Source organism: Candidatus Cloacimonadota bacterium, from assembly GCA_012516855.1.
Classification (GTDB): domain Bacteria; phylum Cloacimonadota; class Cloacimonadia; order Cloacimonadales; family Cloacimonadaceae; genus Syntrophosphaera.
This window is the reverse complement of sequence record JAAYWB010000058.1, coordinates 1-17,418: the sequence shown is the minus strand read 5'-3', so window position 1 is coordinate 17,418 and position 17,418 is coordinate 1. Positions and strand designations below refer to the sequence as shown.

The window sequence follows — 17,418 nt, the reverse complement described above, 5'->3', positions numbered from 1 at the left end:
GCGCCTGTCTCGGGGTGCGGGCTGAAGAATGGGCGCGGGCGGCCTGTTTAACGCCCTTCACGCCTTTATGCTGAATTTTTGGGTTGACATTTTTCTTGGCCATATTATCCTCAATTCAAAGATGATTTAATCATCAGAATTACGCCGCCCTTATCGGTCAAGCACAAAATACGGCGGCGAATGCCAAAAGGGAGACAGATAATGGTTTTCGAGTTTCGCAAGCGGATTTACGGCTTTGAGTGTGACGTTTACGGGCACCTGAACAACGCCAACTACCTCCAACTGCTGGAAAGCGCGAGGTCTGAGGCCATGATCGAAATGGGTATGTCCATGTCCAGGATGCATGAACTTGACATTCAGGTCTTCATCCGCGGCTTCGAGCTGGATTACCGGCAGTCCATCGAACATGAGGACCTCATCACCATCAAAAGCTGGTTTGATGAAATGAACCGCGTGAAAGGCCACTGGGTGCAGAGGATATACAATTCCCGCGGCGAACTTTGCTTTGAAGCGAAAATGGTCGCCGTCTTCGCCAGTGGCGGAAAAGCCACGCGGGTGTCTGAAGAATTGTTAGAAATATTTTTGGGCTATCTGGAGCCTCCGGCGGATTGAAAAGAGTTTATGGCACACCAGATTCGGGAGCCTAACCGACGTTATTCCTCGTAGTTACCTATTTGCTTATTAGGGGAGGGACCCCTGTCTGCCAGATGTCTTCACAATTCCCTTGACGGCGATTCGCGGCTGAGGATAATGGCATCCATAAAATCAAAGGAGGTAATCGCGATGCGCAAGAAGAGTTGATCCTGTAACAGCTCTCGCGTTGTGATTACACCCCTTTTTCACAAATCCCCATCGAGCTGTTGCTGCCCATCCCAAAACCAGATTACAGGAGAAAACCATGCAGTTTATCCAGCTCAAAAACATCCACTACACTTACCCGGACCAGTATCAGCCCATCCTCACGGGCGTTAGCCTGGTGGTCGCCGCTGGCGAAAAGATCGCCCTGATTGGCAAAAACGGTTGCGGCAAGACCACCCTTCTGCGGATAATTCTAGGCGAATTATCCCCCACCCAAGGTAGTATCAGCTATCCAAGCTCCCGCCCCGCAATATCTTATCTTCCCCAGGACATCCGCGTCTCCGCGCCCCTCAGCGTCCGTGATTTCCTCCTGCGGGTTAGGCCCCGGCAATTTGAATTGCTCACCCGGATCGAATCTCTCACTTCCACAGAGAATCTCTCTTCCTCAGCCGGACTGGAACTGGCTTCCCTCTGGCAGGAATACAACGATCAGAACACGGCGGAATGGGAAAAAGAGGTCCATGCCATCCTCCTCGGGATGGATTTGCTGATGCTGGCGGAACGGCCTTGCGCAACCCTTTCCGGCGGCGAATCCACCCGTCTCCAACTGGCGGCCCTGCTCCTGGAAAAACCCGACATCCTCATCCTGGACGAACCCACCAACCATCTGGATTCCGAACAACTGCTCTGGTTCGAGGACTGGATGCTGGATTACGGCGGTGCTGTCCTCTATGTATCCCACGACCGGGTTTTCATCGACCGCACCGCCACCAAAATAGCCGAACTGGAGGCCGGAAAGATGGAACTGCGCGCGGGCAACTACCAGAGCTTCGTGCGTGACAGACAGCAGCTTAAGGACCACCAAATGGTGCAATACCGTGAGCGTCAGCGCCTTTTGCGCCAGTTGCGTGACGCCAGCCGGAAAAGGCGGGCTTGGGCCTCGTCCTTTCAGAAGGAAACCCGTGGCGAGGGCGGCGGCTACGTTTTTGAAATGATCTCCAACCCAGCCCGCACCCAAATGCAGCAGGCCCGGCACATCGAAAACCGCATCAAAATGCTCACTGAACGTTATCCAGTGGAAAAGCCGCATCAGGACAAGCTTCGCCACCTTGCTTTCGAAGAGGTCCAGGTGGGCGACAGGGAGCTGATCAGCGTGGCTGGGATGGGCTTTCGCTATCAGGAAAACTGGATATTCCGCAATTTCTACCTCCACCTCTATGGCGCGGAAAAGCTCTGGCTTGCCGGTCCCAACGGCAGCGGCAAGACCACCCTTTTGCGCCTTCTACTGGGTTCTCTGGAGCCTTGCGAGGGAACGATTTCCCGCGCCAACCGCCTGCGGATCGGGTATTATGAACAGGACCTCAGCAAGCTGGACCCCCAGGCTGTGGTGCTGGATTTCCTGAAAACCTCTGGCAAGGAGGAAAGCCAGATACGCACTCTCATGGGCTGCATCGGCCTGAAGACAGACCTGGCCTTTGCCCGGACGGGCAGCCTCTCTTGGGGCGAACGGGCCAAGTTGCAACTACTCATGTTGCTTCTGGGCGAATACAATGTCCTGCTGCTGGATGAGCCCACCAACCACCTGGATATCCGCAGCCGCGAAATGCTGGAGGAATCCCTGAAAAACTTCAGTGGGGCTGTCGTCTTTGTTTCCCACGATCGCGCCTTCATTAACAGGCTTGCCACCCGAAAGGTGGAGCTTGCCAACACTCCGGCCCGAGATCATAACTCCGTGTCGACTTAATAATAAAGAGGTTCTTGCAAACCGGGTGGCTAAATTCCTCCGGGCTGATTTTTGCTTGAACACACGCAGCCACTTGATTACAAAGAGAGCCAAATCTGATTGCCTGCTGCTATATCCTGTCAGCCACACCCTTAACCCTCATGGCCATCCCACTCCCACGCCTCCCGAATAATACTCGCATCAAATGCGGCCATTGTGCGGGAGGCGCGTCTGGGCTTCAGGAAAGGGCCTTAACGGCCGGTAGGCTTCGCTTCCACGCTTCCACACGCTGGACCGAGCGAGGAACAAGCATCGGCGGCAGGCTCCAAGGCCACGTCATCCCGGATGTCACCGAGCTTGCGAGGTGATATCCGGGATCCATAGCGGTATAGAAACTGGATTCCGGGTCAGGCCCGGAATGACGTAGGTTTGGGGCTGAGTGATGGTTTATGGGCTATTTCGCCCGGTTCGGATTTCGGGTCAAGCCTGGAAAGGCGTTGAGAATGGGGGCAGGCAGTAATAAATTGTTAAGGGCAACAATAAGCTGGAAAACGGCTTTGTCCACCCTAATTGAACATCAGCCACAGGACAGGGCTGGAGGCGCAGATTACGTCCGGCGGCCTTACCGGTGTAAATTTATGTTTGGGCGGCTGATCAGATCAGTTTTGACTCTGGGCTCCGCCGGTGGTATCTCCTTCCGTGCTGATGAGTTCCGTGTCCGAGGCGGGTTCGTCGGAGTTTGTTTCCTGGGTGGTTGATTCCTCGTTGGCGTCGGTTTTATCCTGCGGAGGCTGGCAAGCCGCGAGTGTCAGCATTCCGATGAGCAGGGCGGCCAACAGGATGAGGCTGATGATCTTTTGCATGGATCCTCCTATCAGTGATCGTCACATTGATTGGTTAACAAAAAACGGGCATCCTTGTGGACACCCGTTTTTTAAGGACTGCGCTACTAATATCGACTAGTCGATTTAGATAGGGTTTAACTTATTAGTTAACGCCGTTGACAGGGGCTTGCTGTGCCAAGGTGTCAACAATGGGGGCGACAGTAGTGTCAACCACTTCTTCGGTGGTTTCTTCGACAACTTCTTCGGCTTCTTCGGCTTTGCAAGCTGAGAAGGCCAGCATGCCGATGAGCATCATCGCGAGAAGAGCAATAAGAGCCAGTTTTTTCATTTTGATTCCTCCATTCAGTGAAATCCGTATTTTTTGGTTTTGTTTTTTTGAATTCGGTGGCATTTTATAGCCTTACCGGGGCTTTTTGCTGAGAGGGCTGAAGAGCCGCAAAGCCTTTAGCAACCTCTCACACAGTCCTTAGACACTTCTATGTGCTTGCATAATTGTACCCATTCTATATAAGCCGTATTTTTTGGCAAGTTATTTTTTCAAAAGTTCGATTCCAGACCGGCGTGAACCATTCCCGCTGAGAAGTCCGCGAAGCCGTTTTCCCGGTATCCGAGGGCATACTCGATGCTCAGAATTCCCAGCCTGGTGCGCAGTTTGATGCCTAGTCCGGGGGCGAGGAGGTCGGCGCGCAGGCTGTTCTTGTCCCGCGCGAGGAGGCCGTGGTCGTAAAAGAGGTAGATCCGGGCCTGGGAACTGATCAGAAAGCGGAGTTCGAGCGAAGCCCAGCCGAGACGCCAACTACTGAATTCGTCTTCGCGGTAGCCCCGCAGCGAGTTGTAGCCGCCCAGCCGGTAGGTTTCATAAGCCACGGAACTGCTGTCGGCGAGGCTGCGCAGATGAACGCCCAGGGCGCAGGTCCAGCGCGGCGCCAGGCCAATGTATTGGGTGTGGTCAGCCTCTAGGGCGTTGTTCCAGCCGCTTCGCTCGCTTTGGTGCAGGCGGTAGGTGATGTTGGTCTGCATTCCCTTGGAAGGGTTGAAAGCGCGGTCCCGGCTGTCGAGTCGCCAAAAGGCGCCGATGCCGCGGCTGGAGGTGGTTTCCACCAGCAGGCTGTCCTTTGCGGCGGGCACATAGTAGTTAACGCTTTCCACGGCCAGTTCCAGGCCGTAGCGGTGAACGTCGTAATAGGAATAGATATCGGCGCCCACGGCCGATTTGATGAAGCTGTCTTTTTCCTCCTCGCGGGAAAGCCTGAGGTCGCCGGAAAGGGGAAAGACGTTCGGCCCGGATTCGTGGTATGAAAAGCGGAGCAGGCTGGTGAGCGGCAGTTTTCTCCAGTTCAAGGTCAGGGAGCGGTCGCTGCCCCAGAGGTTCAGGAAACCGATGTTGAGGAAGCCGGTGAATTCGTTTTTCGCGCCTACCCGGGTGAAGCCCAAAACGCCTTCCAGAGAGGTCATTTTGCCTTCCTCGATCTTGATCAGCAGGCTGGCGGGGTCCACCGGTTCGATCAAGCAGGCCTCGATGTAGCTTTTGCCCAAAATCCTGTCCTCGGCGGCGCGGATGGCCTCAGGGGTAACCACCTGCCCGGAGCTGAAGCCGGCCAGTTTGATGAGGGTCTGGTCGCGGGTGTATTTGTTGCCCTGGAAGTAGTATTTTTCAGGCTTGAGCGGCTTGCCTTCTTCGATGCCGATGTAGGCGGCGAGGTTTTCGCCCAGGGTCAGGGAATCTAGCCCCACACTGGCAAAGAGGTAGCCGCGGCGGTGATACTCATCTAGAATCCGGTCCATGATGCGCGGCAGTTCGGAAAGCCCGACCTTGCTTTTATCAACAAGCAGGAGCAGTTCACGCAGCTTTGCTTCAGAGAAATAGCGCAGGCCGCGGAAGCGGAGTTCGCAATCCTGTGCCGGCAATACCTCCGTGAGCTTGAAAGCCAGTTCCAAGCTGCTTTCAGAGAGGGGTATCAGTTCCGGATTGGTGATTTTCACGAAAGGATGTCCGTTTGCCTGTAGCCAAGCCTGCATCAGGGCGATGGCGGCGTTGACGTCCGCGGGGGTGTATTCGCTTCCGGCAGCCAGTCCGGAAGCCTTCAGCAATGCGGTCTCGTCGAAGGGAAAATTGGCAGAGAAACTGACCTTGTCCACGCTCAGGGCAGGGGCCAAAACCCAGGCCAGAAGAAGAGCTGCGGCCAACAGGGCGCGTTTCATGGCCGGAAAATCAATCGCGGTCCGCCTTCAGCACGGCCAGGAAGGCTTCCTGCGGCACGGTCACGGAGCCGATTTCCTTCATCTTCTTCTTGCCTTCCTTCTGTTTTTCCAGCAGCTTGCGTTTGCGGCTGACGTCGCCGCCGTAGCATTTTGCCAGCACATCCTTGCGCATGGCGTTGATGGTGCTGCGTGCGATGATGTTGCCTCCGATGGCCGCTTGCAGGGCAATCTTGAAGAGATGGCGCGGGATCACCTCACGCAGGGTTTCGGTTACGCTTTTCCCCCAGTTGTGGGCTTTGTCCTGGTGGCAGATGAAGCTCATGGCGTCCACTTTTTCGCCGTTGATGAGGATGTCCACTTTCACCACTCGGGAGGGGCGGAATTCCTTGAAGGAGTAATCCAGAGAGGCGTAGCCGCGGCTTACGGTTTTCAGCTTGTCGTAAAAATCGAAGATGATCTCGATCAGCGGCATCTCATAATGAAGGGCCACGCGCTTTTCATCGATGTATTGGATGTTTTTCTGGATGCCCCGGCGTTCCTGAGCCAGCTTCATGATGTTGCCGATGAAGTCTGTTGGAACGATGATCTCGGTGTCCATGAAAGGTTCCTCGATGCTTTCGATGAAAGTGGGATCGGGAAAATCGATGGGATTGTTTACCTCGATCTCTTTGCCGTTTTTGAGGGTGATGAGGAAGCGCACGCTCGGCGTGGTCGCAATGATGGGGATATTGTATTCACGCAGGAGGCGTTCTTTCACGATCTCGAGGTGCAGCATGCCCAGAAAGCCGCAGCGGAAGCCGTATCCGAGGGCGCTGGAGTTTTCCTTTTCATAGATCAGGGAGGCGTCGTTGAGCTTGAGCTTGGCAATGGATTCCACCAGGTTTTCATAGTCCTCGCCGTTGATGGGGAAAATGCCGGAATAAACCATTGGCTTCGGTTCCATGAAACCCGGCAAACTCTCTTCGCAGCCGCCTTTGGCCAGGGTGATGGTGTCGCCGACACGAGCGTCCGCCACCTCTTTGATGTTGGCGATGATGTAGCCTGCCTCGCCGGTGTTCAATTGCTGCTGGGGGGAGAATTTCAGGCCCAAGTGGCCGATCTCCTCGATCTCATACTCCCGCTCTGTGGCCAGGAGCTTGATCTTGTCGCCTTTGCTCAGCGAGCCGTCGAAAAGCCGCACCAGCACAACCACGCCGCGGTACATATCGAAATACGAATCGAATATCAAAGCTTTGGGCGGGGCGTCCGGATCGCCTGTTGGCGCGGGAAGCCTTTCACAGACAGCATCCAGCAGCTCGGTGACCCCGGTGCCGGATTTGGCGCTTACCCGCAAAATGTCTTCCGGCAGGCAGCCCATGATTTCGCAGAGGTCGTGTTCCGTGCCTTCGATGTCAGCCTTGGGCAGGTCGATCTTGTTCAGCGCGGGCAGGATTTCCAAATCGTTGTCTAGCGCCAGATAGAGGTTGCTCATCGTCTGGGCCTCGATGCCCTGGGAGGCGTCCACCAGCAGGATGGCGCCTTCGCAGGAGGCCAGCGCGCGCGATACCTCGTAGGAGAAATCCACGTGTCCGGGTGTGTCGATGAGGTTCAAAACATAGTCCCGGCCCTTGCAGCTGTGGACCATCCGCACCGCGTGGCTTTTGATGGTGATGCCTTTTTCGCGCTCGAGGTCCATACTGTCGAGCAACTGCGCCACATCCACCTTGCCCACCACGTTGGTGCTTTCAAGAAAGCGGTCCGCCAGGGTGGATTTCCCATGGTCGATGTGCGCTATGATGCAAAAGTTGCGTATATATTCCTGTTTCATGTTCATCCTAAGCTGTTTCACAACCGCCTTGTTTTCAGGGAATTGTGCCAAGGCGGCATATTCTTACCCAGAATTGGCGGTGTTCACTTTTGTCAACAATTTAATGCCCGCCCACATCCATCCGTTTTTTCAGATGGGGTGTTATCAAATGGTTTTCACCGCCCATAATCCTGTGGATTGGTTGATCTTACGCCAGGGATGGCACCCGTCACCTCACTACAGGGGCTGGATGTCCCTGTATCCAGTGCCAAAGCGAAGGTCCAGAAGTTGGCCTAGGCTTTCCCAGGCTGGCCGTTCCCGGCTGAAAAGGATGAAGATCGGGTTCAACCACTTGGGATATTCTGTCGCCCTGTAGCTGAAGCGACCAATCCGTAAGCGGGCCACTGCCTTGTCGATGTGGATTCCTGTTTCCACCTTGGCGGGGTTGGGGAAATACATTTGCCAACCGGATTCCTTGTTCTCCACGCTGAGATGCCGGGAATAATCCCAATACCGCAAATCTTCCCTCCCCGCCTCCACGCTCTGCCAGCGTTTCTGGTCGATGGGAACATGTATCCGGCAATTTTCCAGCTTGCCGCCGGGTGCGAAAAAGCCCATCAGCGGAAAACTCTCATAACAGGCAAAACCCGTTCCGGAAACCACTTCCGTGGTGGCGACGAGCAAAGGCAGCCCCGGCAGCGTGAGGTAATATTGTCGGAACCGCATCCCCCTGAACAGTTTGTAGTTATCTATCCTGGTATCAAACGCCAAGCCCCGCCAGGTATTGCCGTGCTGATCCTTCACCTCGGCGATGCCGAGGCTGTGTTTTTCCTTGCTGAGTTCAGCCAGAGAAATTCCGCCCGGCCGCACGTGAAAGCCTCCGGGATAGGGATTATAGAAGGATTTGGCATAAAACTGCGGCCAGGCTTGGTCCAGCCACTCAGATTCCCCGGTTTCCAGAGAAAGCAGCACCGGTAAGGTTGAATCGATGGCTGCGCCCAGTTTCAGGAATCCGTTGTCCACACTCAGCCAGGTTTCTTCTTTACGGAAATTGATCCCTCCGTCCGGCTGCAGGAGAGTTTGCTTCCTGAGAAGACGGTACAGCGGAAGGCTGGCATCACAACACAACTCCACCAGAGGCGTGTCCGGAAGTTCCACATCCTTCCAGTTCACACCCCGCTGGCCGGAACCGGGCTCCAGCAGTTGCGGCTCTCCGGATTTTCCTCCCTGCGCGCTAAGTTGAAACGAGCCGGTCAGATCGCGGTCCTGGCGCCAAATCAATTCCGCATTTACGGGGCCGGAAACAACTGGGTTTCCCTGGTTGACCCGCAGTTCCAGACTGGGATGTGCCGCGTCAACCGGGACATAGACTCCCCGGGTGTAATCGAGCAGTTGAAAGGCGTTCTGGAACTGGTTCAGAAAGACCTGGATGGGTTTACTTTCCGGTGTGCCAGCCTGGAGCATGGCATCGAGATCAAAGTCCCAGGCTAGATGCCAACTTTTCAATTTCACTTTTAGGGCTGGGTCCCAAACGATGCCTGTGGTGTCACCTTCCTGGCCGCAAAAGATGAAATTGCCGGTCACGGCGGTTTCAGGCAGCCATTCCAGTTCAGCCTCTATCTGGTCACGCTCCAGACTGTGCAATTCACCCTCGTGTTCGTATGTGATCAAGCTGCTGTAAGGCATCAACCGCAGGCGCAGAGTGGTTTTGGCGTTTTCCGGAAGGCTGATTGCCCGGGTTCGCAAATCCAGCATCCCGGAGGGATAGAGCCTGTAAATGAGGGCGAATTCCACGCCGGGAAAATCCTGGCTGCGATAGCTTAGTGTGAGCTGGTTCGCGCCGCCGAGGTCCTTGAAAACCGCGTCAAAGGGGTCAAGATGCTCGAACTCTTCGGAAAAAGGCTCGCCCAACATGGGTTCGGAAAGATAGCAATAATCGCCGAAAACCTTGGAGAAGCTAGCGCGGTTCTTATCCCCTCTGGTCTGCACAATGAGGGCATACGGACCGTTGATGAGGGCGTGGTAATGCTCCAGGGTTTTCTGGTCACGCGCCTCAAAGGTCCTCAGAATTGCCTCGCAGCGTTTTTCAAAGGTCACTTCGCCTCCGGATTCCGGACTGGCGGTCACTCGCGCCATTGGGGTCCAGAGGCAGCCGCGGGACAAGCTGATGCTTAGGGGAATGCTTGATCTGGCCTGGGGTGCGAGGCTGATCTGATGCCTGTTCTCAAGCAGGGTCACAGGCTCCTGGGGCAGGAACTCTATTTCAAACTCGGCATTCGTTTCAAAATGATTCTGAACGTTGAGCTGGAGTTTGTATTCCCGGTTGGGAATGAACAACATGGTTTCCTTTAAGAAGGAAAGGGAGAGCGGATACTGGGTTTTAAGCCCGGTTTTCATTTCCACGTTTTGTCCATCCAGGTTCAGCAGCGCCCGAACACCCGGCTGGGTCTGCCATTCGCCGTCGCCAGGCTGGGGCGCCGAAAGGCTGAATCCCGCTTCCCAGACGGCCTGTTCCCCAAGCTGGAAACCGTGGCTGGCGCTGAAGGCCACATTGGCGTCGTTCAAGCCCTCGATCCGCACCGGAATTGGCTTGCCGGAGCGGTTGGTGAATCTGTAGCTGACCCTGTGTTCACTCCCGAAAACGGGCCGGGCTTCATCCACAAGGCATTCCACCTCGATCTCGTTTGTGGCAAAGGCGGCGATGCCCCGCCCTGTTTTTTCAAAGCTGACGGTAAGCTTGCGCCCCTCTTTTTCCCACAGGTAATCATAGTAATCAAAGCCCCGTTCCTCCCTGCCGTCTGGCGTCACTTCAAGCTCCCGCTTCAGATCGTCATACCAGTGGAAATGTTCGAAATGAGGCCGGAAAAACGGGCTGTTCAGAATCCCAGGCAGAAAGTTCATCAGATGGGTGACCTGGCTTTCCATCCTTTCCCAGAAGAAGCCGCATTTTTTGTAGAGCGGAACGGCCTTGGTGTTGCCCGGCCAGGTGAATAGGTCGAGGCGCTGATATCCCAGTTCCGCGGAACGTTCCACGCATTTTCTCATCAGGGCTTTGCCAATTCCCTTGCCGTGCCAGGCCGGGTCCACCGAAATCAGCTCCACATAAGCCACACCCTCTTCCAAAGAGTATTTGGAGAGCTTGACATAGCCGATAACCTCCTCGCCGGCCAGCGCCAGCCAAAGGTTCAGATAGGCCGAATCACGCTCCTTTTGCAGAACTCTGGCCTCGCTACTGTTCCAAATCCGGCCGTTCCAGCCTTCGCTGCTGCGGTTCCACATCGCGGCAACGGCTTTGGCAAAGCGGGGTTCGTATTCGGTGTATTCCACTTGGGCCATTTTTCCTCCAATCCGGATGGATTTAATCCCTAATCGCGCCTCAAAGGATTATGTCAAGCAAAAGCTGGAATGCGGGCATTCAGCCGATTCCCGGTTCATAAGGCAATCAGATTTCCAGACCTGTCTCCAGCCTGATGAAGCTGCGGTGGGCGTCAAAGGCGATGGGCGGAAGTTCTTGCAGGGGAAAGAACTCGGCCTCCTCGGCGTCATCACCGGCCTGCAGGCTTCCCCCCGTCACCCGCATCCGGAAACCGAGGCTCAGAACGCGTTCGTAGATGGGGCTGTAGCCATAGAACCACGATATGAAGCGCTCGACCTCTCCCTCCAGTCCGGTTTCTTCCTTCAGTTCAGCCACGGCGTTCTCCTCCGGGGATAAAAATATCTCCATGTAACCGCTGGGCAGCGCCCACATTCCCGCGCTGGGAGCGAATTTACGCTTCACCAAAAGGAGTTCCCCCGCCGGGTTGAGCACCAAAACGGCCACCGCGGGGATGGGATTCTTGTAATGCACCCGGCCGCAATCTTCGCAAACCAGGCGGGTTTTGCCTTCGTGATCCTCTTTTGGAACAAGCGGGCTTCCGCAGCCCTGGCAGAACTTCACTTCGGGGTATTGGGGTTTTTCACGTTCAAGCATAATACCATTATGTCCATCCGCTCCAGCCTGTCAACCCCTTTGTGCACGGAATCCGCGTAACGCTCCAAAGCCTGGCGGGTTACCGGTTCATGGCTTTCTGGTTGGGCATCCGCGGCTGCTTGATCTAAAAGAGAGCTATACCTGCCAACCCGCCGCAAGGTCCTGTCTACCGCACCCTTAACGCCCGTTTACATCCCCCTCCCATGCCTCCCGTATAATACCCGCATCAAGTGCGGCCATTGTGCGGGAGGCGCATCCGGGAGACGGGAAAGGGCCTTAACGGCCAGAGGATATCGCTTCGTTTATTCGCGGAGAGCCTGGCGCTGGGATGACGGCAGTAGCGCCCGACTCATTTGAACACCGACCCTGTATTTCGCAAGGCCATGCTGGTCGAACAACAGGTCCAACTCCTTGCAAGGAAATGCTTTGACGGTATTCGTGACATATTCCGGATCAGAAATGGTTCACGGTATTGATGCCGTAATGATGGAGAAAACAGGGACTATGGCATAAAAATAGCTTTACAAAAAAATGGATGCGTATTTATTTGGTTCGATGTGTTAACTGTGAGTTTTGATATATTGTTGGTATCCTTCGCGCTGGTTTTTCCGGCGAGGTTGCCGTAATAAGTAAGCTGATCAACCATAACACCAAGACAAAGGTAAAAAGGAGATGATCGAATGAAAAGTTGTGTCGTCTTGCCGGTTCGGCTGGCGGTTTTTACCCTTGGGAGCGTTTAGTGCTGATTCGCAGTGTTGTGTTTGCAAGATCAGAGCCACGTCCTGAACGGCTGTTCCCGTCATTTGGAGTTCTCTCCAATACAGGGGCTTGTCACGCTTTTCATTATCCGCAAAATCTTTTCCAAACAAGGAATCTTCAACAAACCAAAGCTATCACTTCAATTCAGGTTTCCAATCCAACATTCGGGCAAGGTTCAAACTATCGGTCCCGAATCATTACTACCCTGTCAACCCGTTTAACAGTATCTACAACAAGGAGATGAGATGAAAAAACTGCTTCTCTCAGGCTTGCTCCTGCTTCTGGTGGTGTTTGCCTTTGCCGATGCCTACACCATCGGCGACGGAACCAGCACCCAGAACTATATTCCGTTCTATGGATTTTACAACTACAACTGGAGCAAGGTTATTTACACCCAGGCAGAAATCAACACTGCCGGACTAACCAACGGGGAAAACATCATCGGCATTGGTTTCTACGTTGGCAACACGCCCAGCAACTACACCATGCTGGACCAGCGTGTGTTCGTTCGGCATACCGATGCCACTGCCTATGAGACGACTGATGTCGGGTACCCTGATAACACACAGTTTCAGCAGGTGTTCCAGGGCGACCTGACCTTCGACGGCGGAGGCTGGCACTACATCGTGTTCAGCGCCCCCTTCGCCTGGAACGGCACCCAGAACGTTGAGTTCCTTTTTGAGAACTGGGATGGCACTTATTTGTCAGGTTATCCCAACTACCGCTATACCAGCACCACGCCTAATTACACCGGCGTTTACAAGCAACAGGACGCCAGTTTTCCAGCTGTGGACGGCACCAGGACCTACAACCGGCCCAACATCCAGCTGATCACACCTACTACCACGGCACCCGACCCCGCAGTGGTGGTTTCTCCCTTGAACGGTGCAACCCTTGTTTCACCCAGCGCAACCCTGAACTGGATGCCGGGCAACATCTGGCCGGACGGCTACTATTTCTTTCTCGGGACCGATCCCGCGGCTACTAACATCGTCAACAATGAAAACCTGGGTAACGTGCTCACTTATGACCCGACCCCGGATTTGAACCTGGACACCACTTATTATTGGAAAGTGGTTCCTTTCAACACCTACGGTAACGCGGCTGACTGCCCCATCTGGAGTTTCACCACCCACGGCGCGCCCGATATCGAAACGCTGCCATACACCCAAAACTGGGATCAGGTGACCGCTCCGGAGCTGCCCTTCGACTGGACGAGAATCGTCCAATCCACCTCCACCAGCGCTTTTGTGGGTACCTACTCCTCCACTACCTACGCCCACAGCCAGCCAAACTGCGCGCGCCTCTACAATCCCAGCGACGCAGACGCCACGCTGATCCTGGTGGGTCCGCCCTTGGCCACGACCCTGCCGGTCAACGAGGTGCGGGTGAAATTCTGGGCCCGGGCTGGCAGTTCAAACTATCCGCTTTCACTTGGCGTGATCAGCGATCCCACTGACGCTGCCACCTACACCGAAGTGCACGCGCTCACCATGTCCAACACTCTCACAGAGTACATCTTCGACATGACTACCTACACGGGAACAGGCACGCACATCGCTTTCAAGCACGGTCTTGGCGGCACCGGACGCTCGCATTACATTGACGACATCACGTTCGAACAGATCGCTCCCAACGACCTGGGCTGCGACGCTTTGAGCGGCAACCAGACCCCCAACGTAAACACAGCGGTTACCTACAGTGCCACCGTGCACAACTGGGGAACCGCAGCGCAGAGCAACTACACCGTCAAGCTGTTCAACAGCGATAACGTGGAACTTGCCTCGACCCCCGGTGTTGCCGTGGATCCCGGAATGACAATTGACATTCCGCTGACCTGGACGCCCACCGCTGAAGGAGAAGTGGTTCTTTATGCCAAGGTGTTCCTCACCGGCGACATCAACCCCGCCAATGACCAAAGCCCGAACCTGACCGTGAGCGTTCAGTCCGCTGGCTCCCAAGTGGTCAACATCGGCGACGGCACAAGCACCAACTCCGATACCGGTGCGCCCACACCTTACGGAACATATTACAGGAACTTCCACCAGCAGTATCTCTTTACCGCGGCGGAAATTCTGGCCAACGGCGGTGCTCCCGGACTGATCACCGCGCTGAGCTTTAACGTGGCGAACGTGAACGCCTGCTCGGCGATGCCGAACTATACCATCAAACTTAAACATACCGACCAGACCGCTCTCACCACAACCTTCGAGGTGGGGGATTACACCCAGGTCTGGTTCCAAAACGAATACCAGCCCGTTAACGGATGGAACGTGCACACCCTCAGCACCCCCTTCGTCTGGAACGGAACGCAGAACCTGCTGGTGGACATCGTCACCACCATGATAACGGGCTCTTACACCCGCAACGCCTCGGTCTATTACACCCCCACCACTGGCACCAACACCAGCCTCCGCTATCAGAGCGACAGCACTGACGCGTCATCCTCCACCACTGGCACCACCTCCGTGAACCGTGCTAATATCCGCCTATTCATGAACATAGTTGGAATGGCATCCCTTAACGGGAACGTAAGTTCCGGCGGCAACCCCGTCGCGGACGCGAGTGTGGTGATCACGGGCACAATCCACTCCACGCTTACAGATGCCCTGGGCAACTACAGCTTCCCCTTCGTGGAGCCGGGCACATACAATGTCACGGCCAGCAAGCTGGGTTATGAAAGCCTGACCCTGCCGGTCACCCTGGTTGCGGACGAAACCACCACCCTGAATTTCGTGCTCACGCCTTCCTCCTCCGTGAACGTGACCGGATTCGTGGTGGGCAGCGACCAACCCACAGTGGGCCTGGCCGAAGCAACTGTCTCGCTGACCGGGATAGTGGATTACTCTGCCACCACCGACGCCACCGGGCATTTCACCATCCCCGGCGTGCTTTCCGGCAACACCTATGACTATATCGTGATTAAAGAAGGATACCAGAACCTGACCGGCTCGATAACAGTTGGCGCAACCGCTTACGACATGGGAACGCTGATTCTGCCCGAGATAGCCTTCCCTCCTTCCCAGGTGGTTGCCACCGAAAATATCGCCCAGACCCAGGTTGACCTGATCTGGCACAGCCCCGTTCCTGCTCCGCCCTATGATGATTTCGAGCTCAACGACGGCGGCTGGGTGCCGTCATCCAACTGGTCCGATCCTTTGGGAGACTGGGAATGGACAAACACCTACGACGTCAATAACTACGACCCCTCCGGTAGCACCTCTTCACAGATTCCGCCTCCGACGGCTTATTCCGGAACCGGTTTGTGGGGCACCGTGATCTATGGACCCTACAGCAACTGCAGCGGCTGGTCCTACCTGAAGAAAACCTTCAACCTCAGCGGGGTCAGCAACCCTGTCCTGAACCTCTGGCACTACATGGACGGCTTCAACACCTGGGATTACGGTTTGATCAAGGTGAACGGCAACACAGTCTGGGGCAGCAGCGCAGCTGCGGTGTTCATGCCCTGGCAGGAGATAACGGTAAGCCTTGCCAACTATGCAAACCAGGCAAACGTGGAAGTAAGCTTCGAATGGTATGCCACCAGCGTGGTGAACTATGCCGGCTGGTACATAGATGATGTCTATGTGGGGCCAGCCCGAACCAGTGGCGAGAGCGTCATATCTGCCATCGAACCCGCGGATTTGCGCGGTTTGGATGAATTTGAAGCCGCGACCCTCGAGGAATTGGCCAACCTCAATGCCAGCCCTGCTTACGTAGTGCGCGATTCAAAACCCCAACCCAATGCCCAAAGCCGTGTCCTCACCGGCTACAAGGTCTGGCGCCTGCTGGCGATCAACGAAGGCGACGAGACGCAATGGACATCTCTGACCCCGGCCAGCATCGCCGACACCACCTTTGTGGACACTGCCTGGTCTCCGCTGCCCTCCGGTGTTTACAAATATGCCGTGAAGGCCGTTTACACCAATGACGTGCTTTCTGGCGCGGCTTTCTCCAACGAGATCCACAAAGGCATGATGGGCACCCTGAGCGGTACCGTTACCGAATTCGGCACCAACGTCCCGATCGCCGGCGCCACCATCACAGCGGGCGACTACTCCGGTACCTCCGGCCCCGACGGCAGCTATGCCTTCCTGGCCTACCAGGGCACCTACGACGTGACCTGTTCCAAACAAGGTTACCAATCCTCCACCGTCACCGGTGTGAACATCGTGGGAACCCAGACCACCACGCAGAACTTCGTGCTCACCGAGATTACCCTTCCGCCCGGAGGCGTGACCGCGGTTGAAGCAGGCCCTGACGTGAACGTGACCTGGAGCGAACCCGGCACCGCCGGCGGAGAATGGATCCAATACTCCACAGTGGATGCAAATAACAGCATCGGCCTAACCAACGGCGGAGAATTCGCCGTTGCCATCCGCTTCCCGCCATCAGCGCTTCAGGATTACGTGGGCATGAGCCTGCGAGCCATCAAATTCTGGCCCGGCGACCCCGCCACCTACACCCTCAAGGTCTGGACCGGCGGAACCGCCAGCGCGCCAGCGGTTGAAGCCACCAGCCAACCCGTCACGGTGGATACCTATGACGCCTGGATGACAGTGAACCTCAACAACCCCGTGGGCATCACCGGCAACGAAGAACTCTGGTTTGGCTACAACATAGTCCACACCTCAGGTTACCCCGCGGGCTGCGATCCGGGCCCTGCCATTGACGGCTTCGGCAATATGATCTACAGTAGCGGCTCCTGGACCACCCTGCTGACCCTGGCCAGCTCACTCAACTACAACTGGAGCATCCAGGGTTATGTGGGATACTCGTATCCCAATATCGCTCCGATGATTTCACCGGTTGTGGTGGAAACCACAGGCCAGCCCGTGAATGCCGGCTTCTTCAGCCTCAAGACCGACACCCCGCGCCCGGTTGTCCAAACCGTGCCCGAAAAAGCAATCAGGCCCGACAGACCAGCTGATCGCGGCAACCGCGTCCTCAACGGCTACAAGGTCTGGCGCCTGCAGCAGGGCCAGGAAAGCAACGAAACTTCCTGGATCCAGCTCACTCAGGATGTCATCACCGCCACAGCCTGGCAGGATAACGGCTGGAACGGTCTGCCCGACGGGACCTACAAATGGGCCGTGAAGGCCGTTTACACCGGCAACGCGATGTCGGTGCCCGCCTTCTCCAACCCGCTTACCAAGATCACCGAAATCGGCACCATCGCCGGTATCGTCCGTACCCAGCAGAACGCCCCCATCATGGGCGCCACTGTCACTTGCGGCGACGTCACCGCCACCACCAACGCCTCCGGAGCCTACAGCATGCAGGTGGTTGCCGGAACCCACAGTGTGACCGCGTCCGCCGCCGGCTATGCTCCAAG

Annotated in this window: 9 protein-coding genes; 3 read left to right on the top strand and 6 right to left on the bottom strand. The window is 55.8% G+C overall.

Features of this window, described 5'->3' with window-relative positions; all coding sequences use genetic code 11:
- The first annotated feature begins 201 nt into the window (after positions 1 to 201).
- Complete coding sequence (locus tag GX466_05540) at positions 202 to 612, top strand: acyl-CoA thioesterase (protein NLH93669.1); 411 nt, start codon at positions 202 to 204, stop codon at positions 610 to 612.
- Positions 613 to 898: 286 nt separating this feature from the next.
- Positions 899 to 2,542 carry an ABC-F family ATP-binding cassette domain-containing protein gene (locus GX466_05535; protein ID NLH93668.1) on the top strand — a complete coding sequence of 548 codons (1,644 nt, stop codon included), beginning with the start codon at positions 899 to 901 and terminating at the stop codon, positions 2,540 to 2,542.
- A 638-nt stretch (positions 2,543 to 3,180) separates the two neighbouring features.
- Here GX466_05535 and GX466_05530 read toward each other — a convergent pair.
- The 6 genes from GX466_05530 to GX466_05505 all read right to left on the bottom strand — a co-directional run bounded on the left by GX466_05530 (position 3,181) and on the right by GX466_05505 (position 11,324).
- A complete protein-coding gene (locus tag GX466_05530; protein ID NLH93667.1) occupies positions 3,181 to 3,384 on the bottom strand; it encodes a hypothetical protein in 204 nt (67 codons plus the stop codon).
- A gap of 124 nt (positions 3,385 to 3,508) precedes the next feature.
- Positions 3,509 to 3,694 (bottom strand): hypothetical protein, encoded by a 186-nt coding sequence (locus tag GX466_05525; protein ID NLH93666.1) that lies wholly within the window; start codon positions 3,692 to 3,694, stop codon positions 3,509 to 3,511.
- Positions 3,695 to 3,903: 209 nt separating this feature from the next.
- Positions 3,904 to 5,568, bottom strand: coding sequence for a BamA/TamA family outer membrane protein (locus GX466_05520; GenBank protein NLH93665.1), 1,665 nt, complete (start codon positions 5,566 to 5,568; stop codon positions 3,904 to 3,906).
- A gap of 10 nt (positions 5,569 to 5,578) precedes the next feature.
- A complete protein-coding gene (gene lepA / locus GX466_05515) occupies positions 5,579 to 7,375 on the bottom strand; it encodes an elongation factor 4 (protein NLH93664.1) in 1,797 nt (598 codons plus the stop codon).
- Between the two features lie 216 nt (positions 7,376 to 7,591).
- Positions 7,592 to 10,690, bottom strand: coding sequence for a GNAT family N-acetyltransferase (locus GX466_05510; protein NLH93663.1), 3,099 nt, complete (start codon positions 10,688 to 10,690; stop codon positions 7,592 to 7,594).
- A gap of 106 nt (positions 10,691 to 10,796) precedes the next feature.
- Positions 10,797 to 11,324 (bottom strand): NUDIX hydrolase, encoded by a 528-nt coding sequence (locus tag GX466_05505; protein ID NLH93662.1) that lies wholly within the window; start codon positions 11,322 to 11,324, stop codon positions 10,797 to 10,799.
- A gap of 1,004 nt (positions 11,325 to 12,328) precedes the next feature.
- Here GX466_05505 and GX466_05500 point away from each other — a divergent pair.
- Positions 12,329 to 17,418, top strand: a 5,090-nt coding sequence (locus tag GX466_05500) for a hypothetical protein (GenBank protein ID NLH93661.1), incomplete at its 3' end; no start/stop codon positions are given.

What these genes read in the sequence shown, in the direction of transcription:
- GX466_05525 (NLH93666.1), bottom strand. Translation starts at nt 3,694, where the DNA reads ATGAAAAAACTGGCTCTTATTGCTCTTCTCGCGATGATGCTCATCGGC.
- GX466_05510 (NLH93663.1), bottom strand. Translation starts at nt 10,690, where the DNA reads ATGGCCCAAGTGGAATACACCGAATACGAACCCCGCTTTGCCAAAGCC.
- GX466_05520 (NLH93665.1), bottom strand. Translation starts at nt 5,568, where the DNA reads ATGAAACGCGCCCTGTTGGCCGCAGCTCTTCTTCTGGCCTGGGTTTTG.
- GX466_05505 (NLH93662.1), bottom strand. Translation starts at nt 11,324, where the DNA reads ATGCTTGAACGTGAAAAACCCCAATACCCCGAAGTGAAGTTCTGCCAG.
- lepA (NLH93664.1), bottom strand. Translation starts at nt 7,375, where the DNA reads ATGAAACAGGAATATATACGCAACTTTTGCATCATAGCGCACATCGAC.
- GX466_05535 (NLH93668.1), top strand. Translation starts at nt 899, where the DNA reads ATGCAGTTTATCCAGCTCAAAAACATCCACTACACTTACCCGGACCAG.
- GX466_05540 (NLH93669.1), top strand. Translation starts at nt 202, where the DNA reads ATGGTTTTCGAGTTTCGCAAGCGGATTTACGGCTTTGAGTGTGACGTT.
- GX466_05530 (NLH93667.1), bottom strand. Translation starts at nt 3,384, where the DNA reads ATGCAAAAGATCATCAGCCTCATCCTGTTGGCCGCCCTGCTCATCGGA.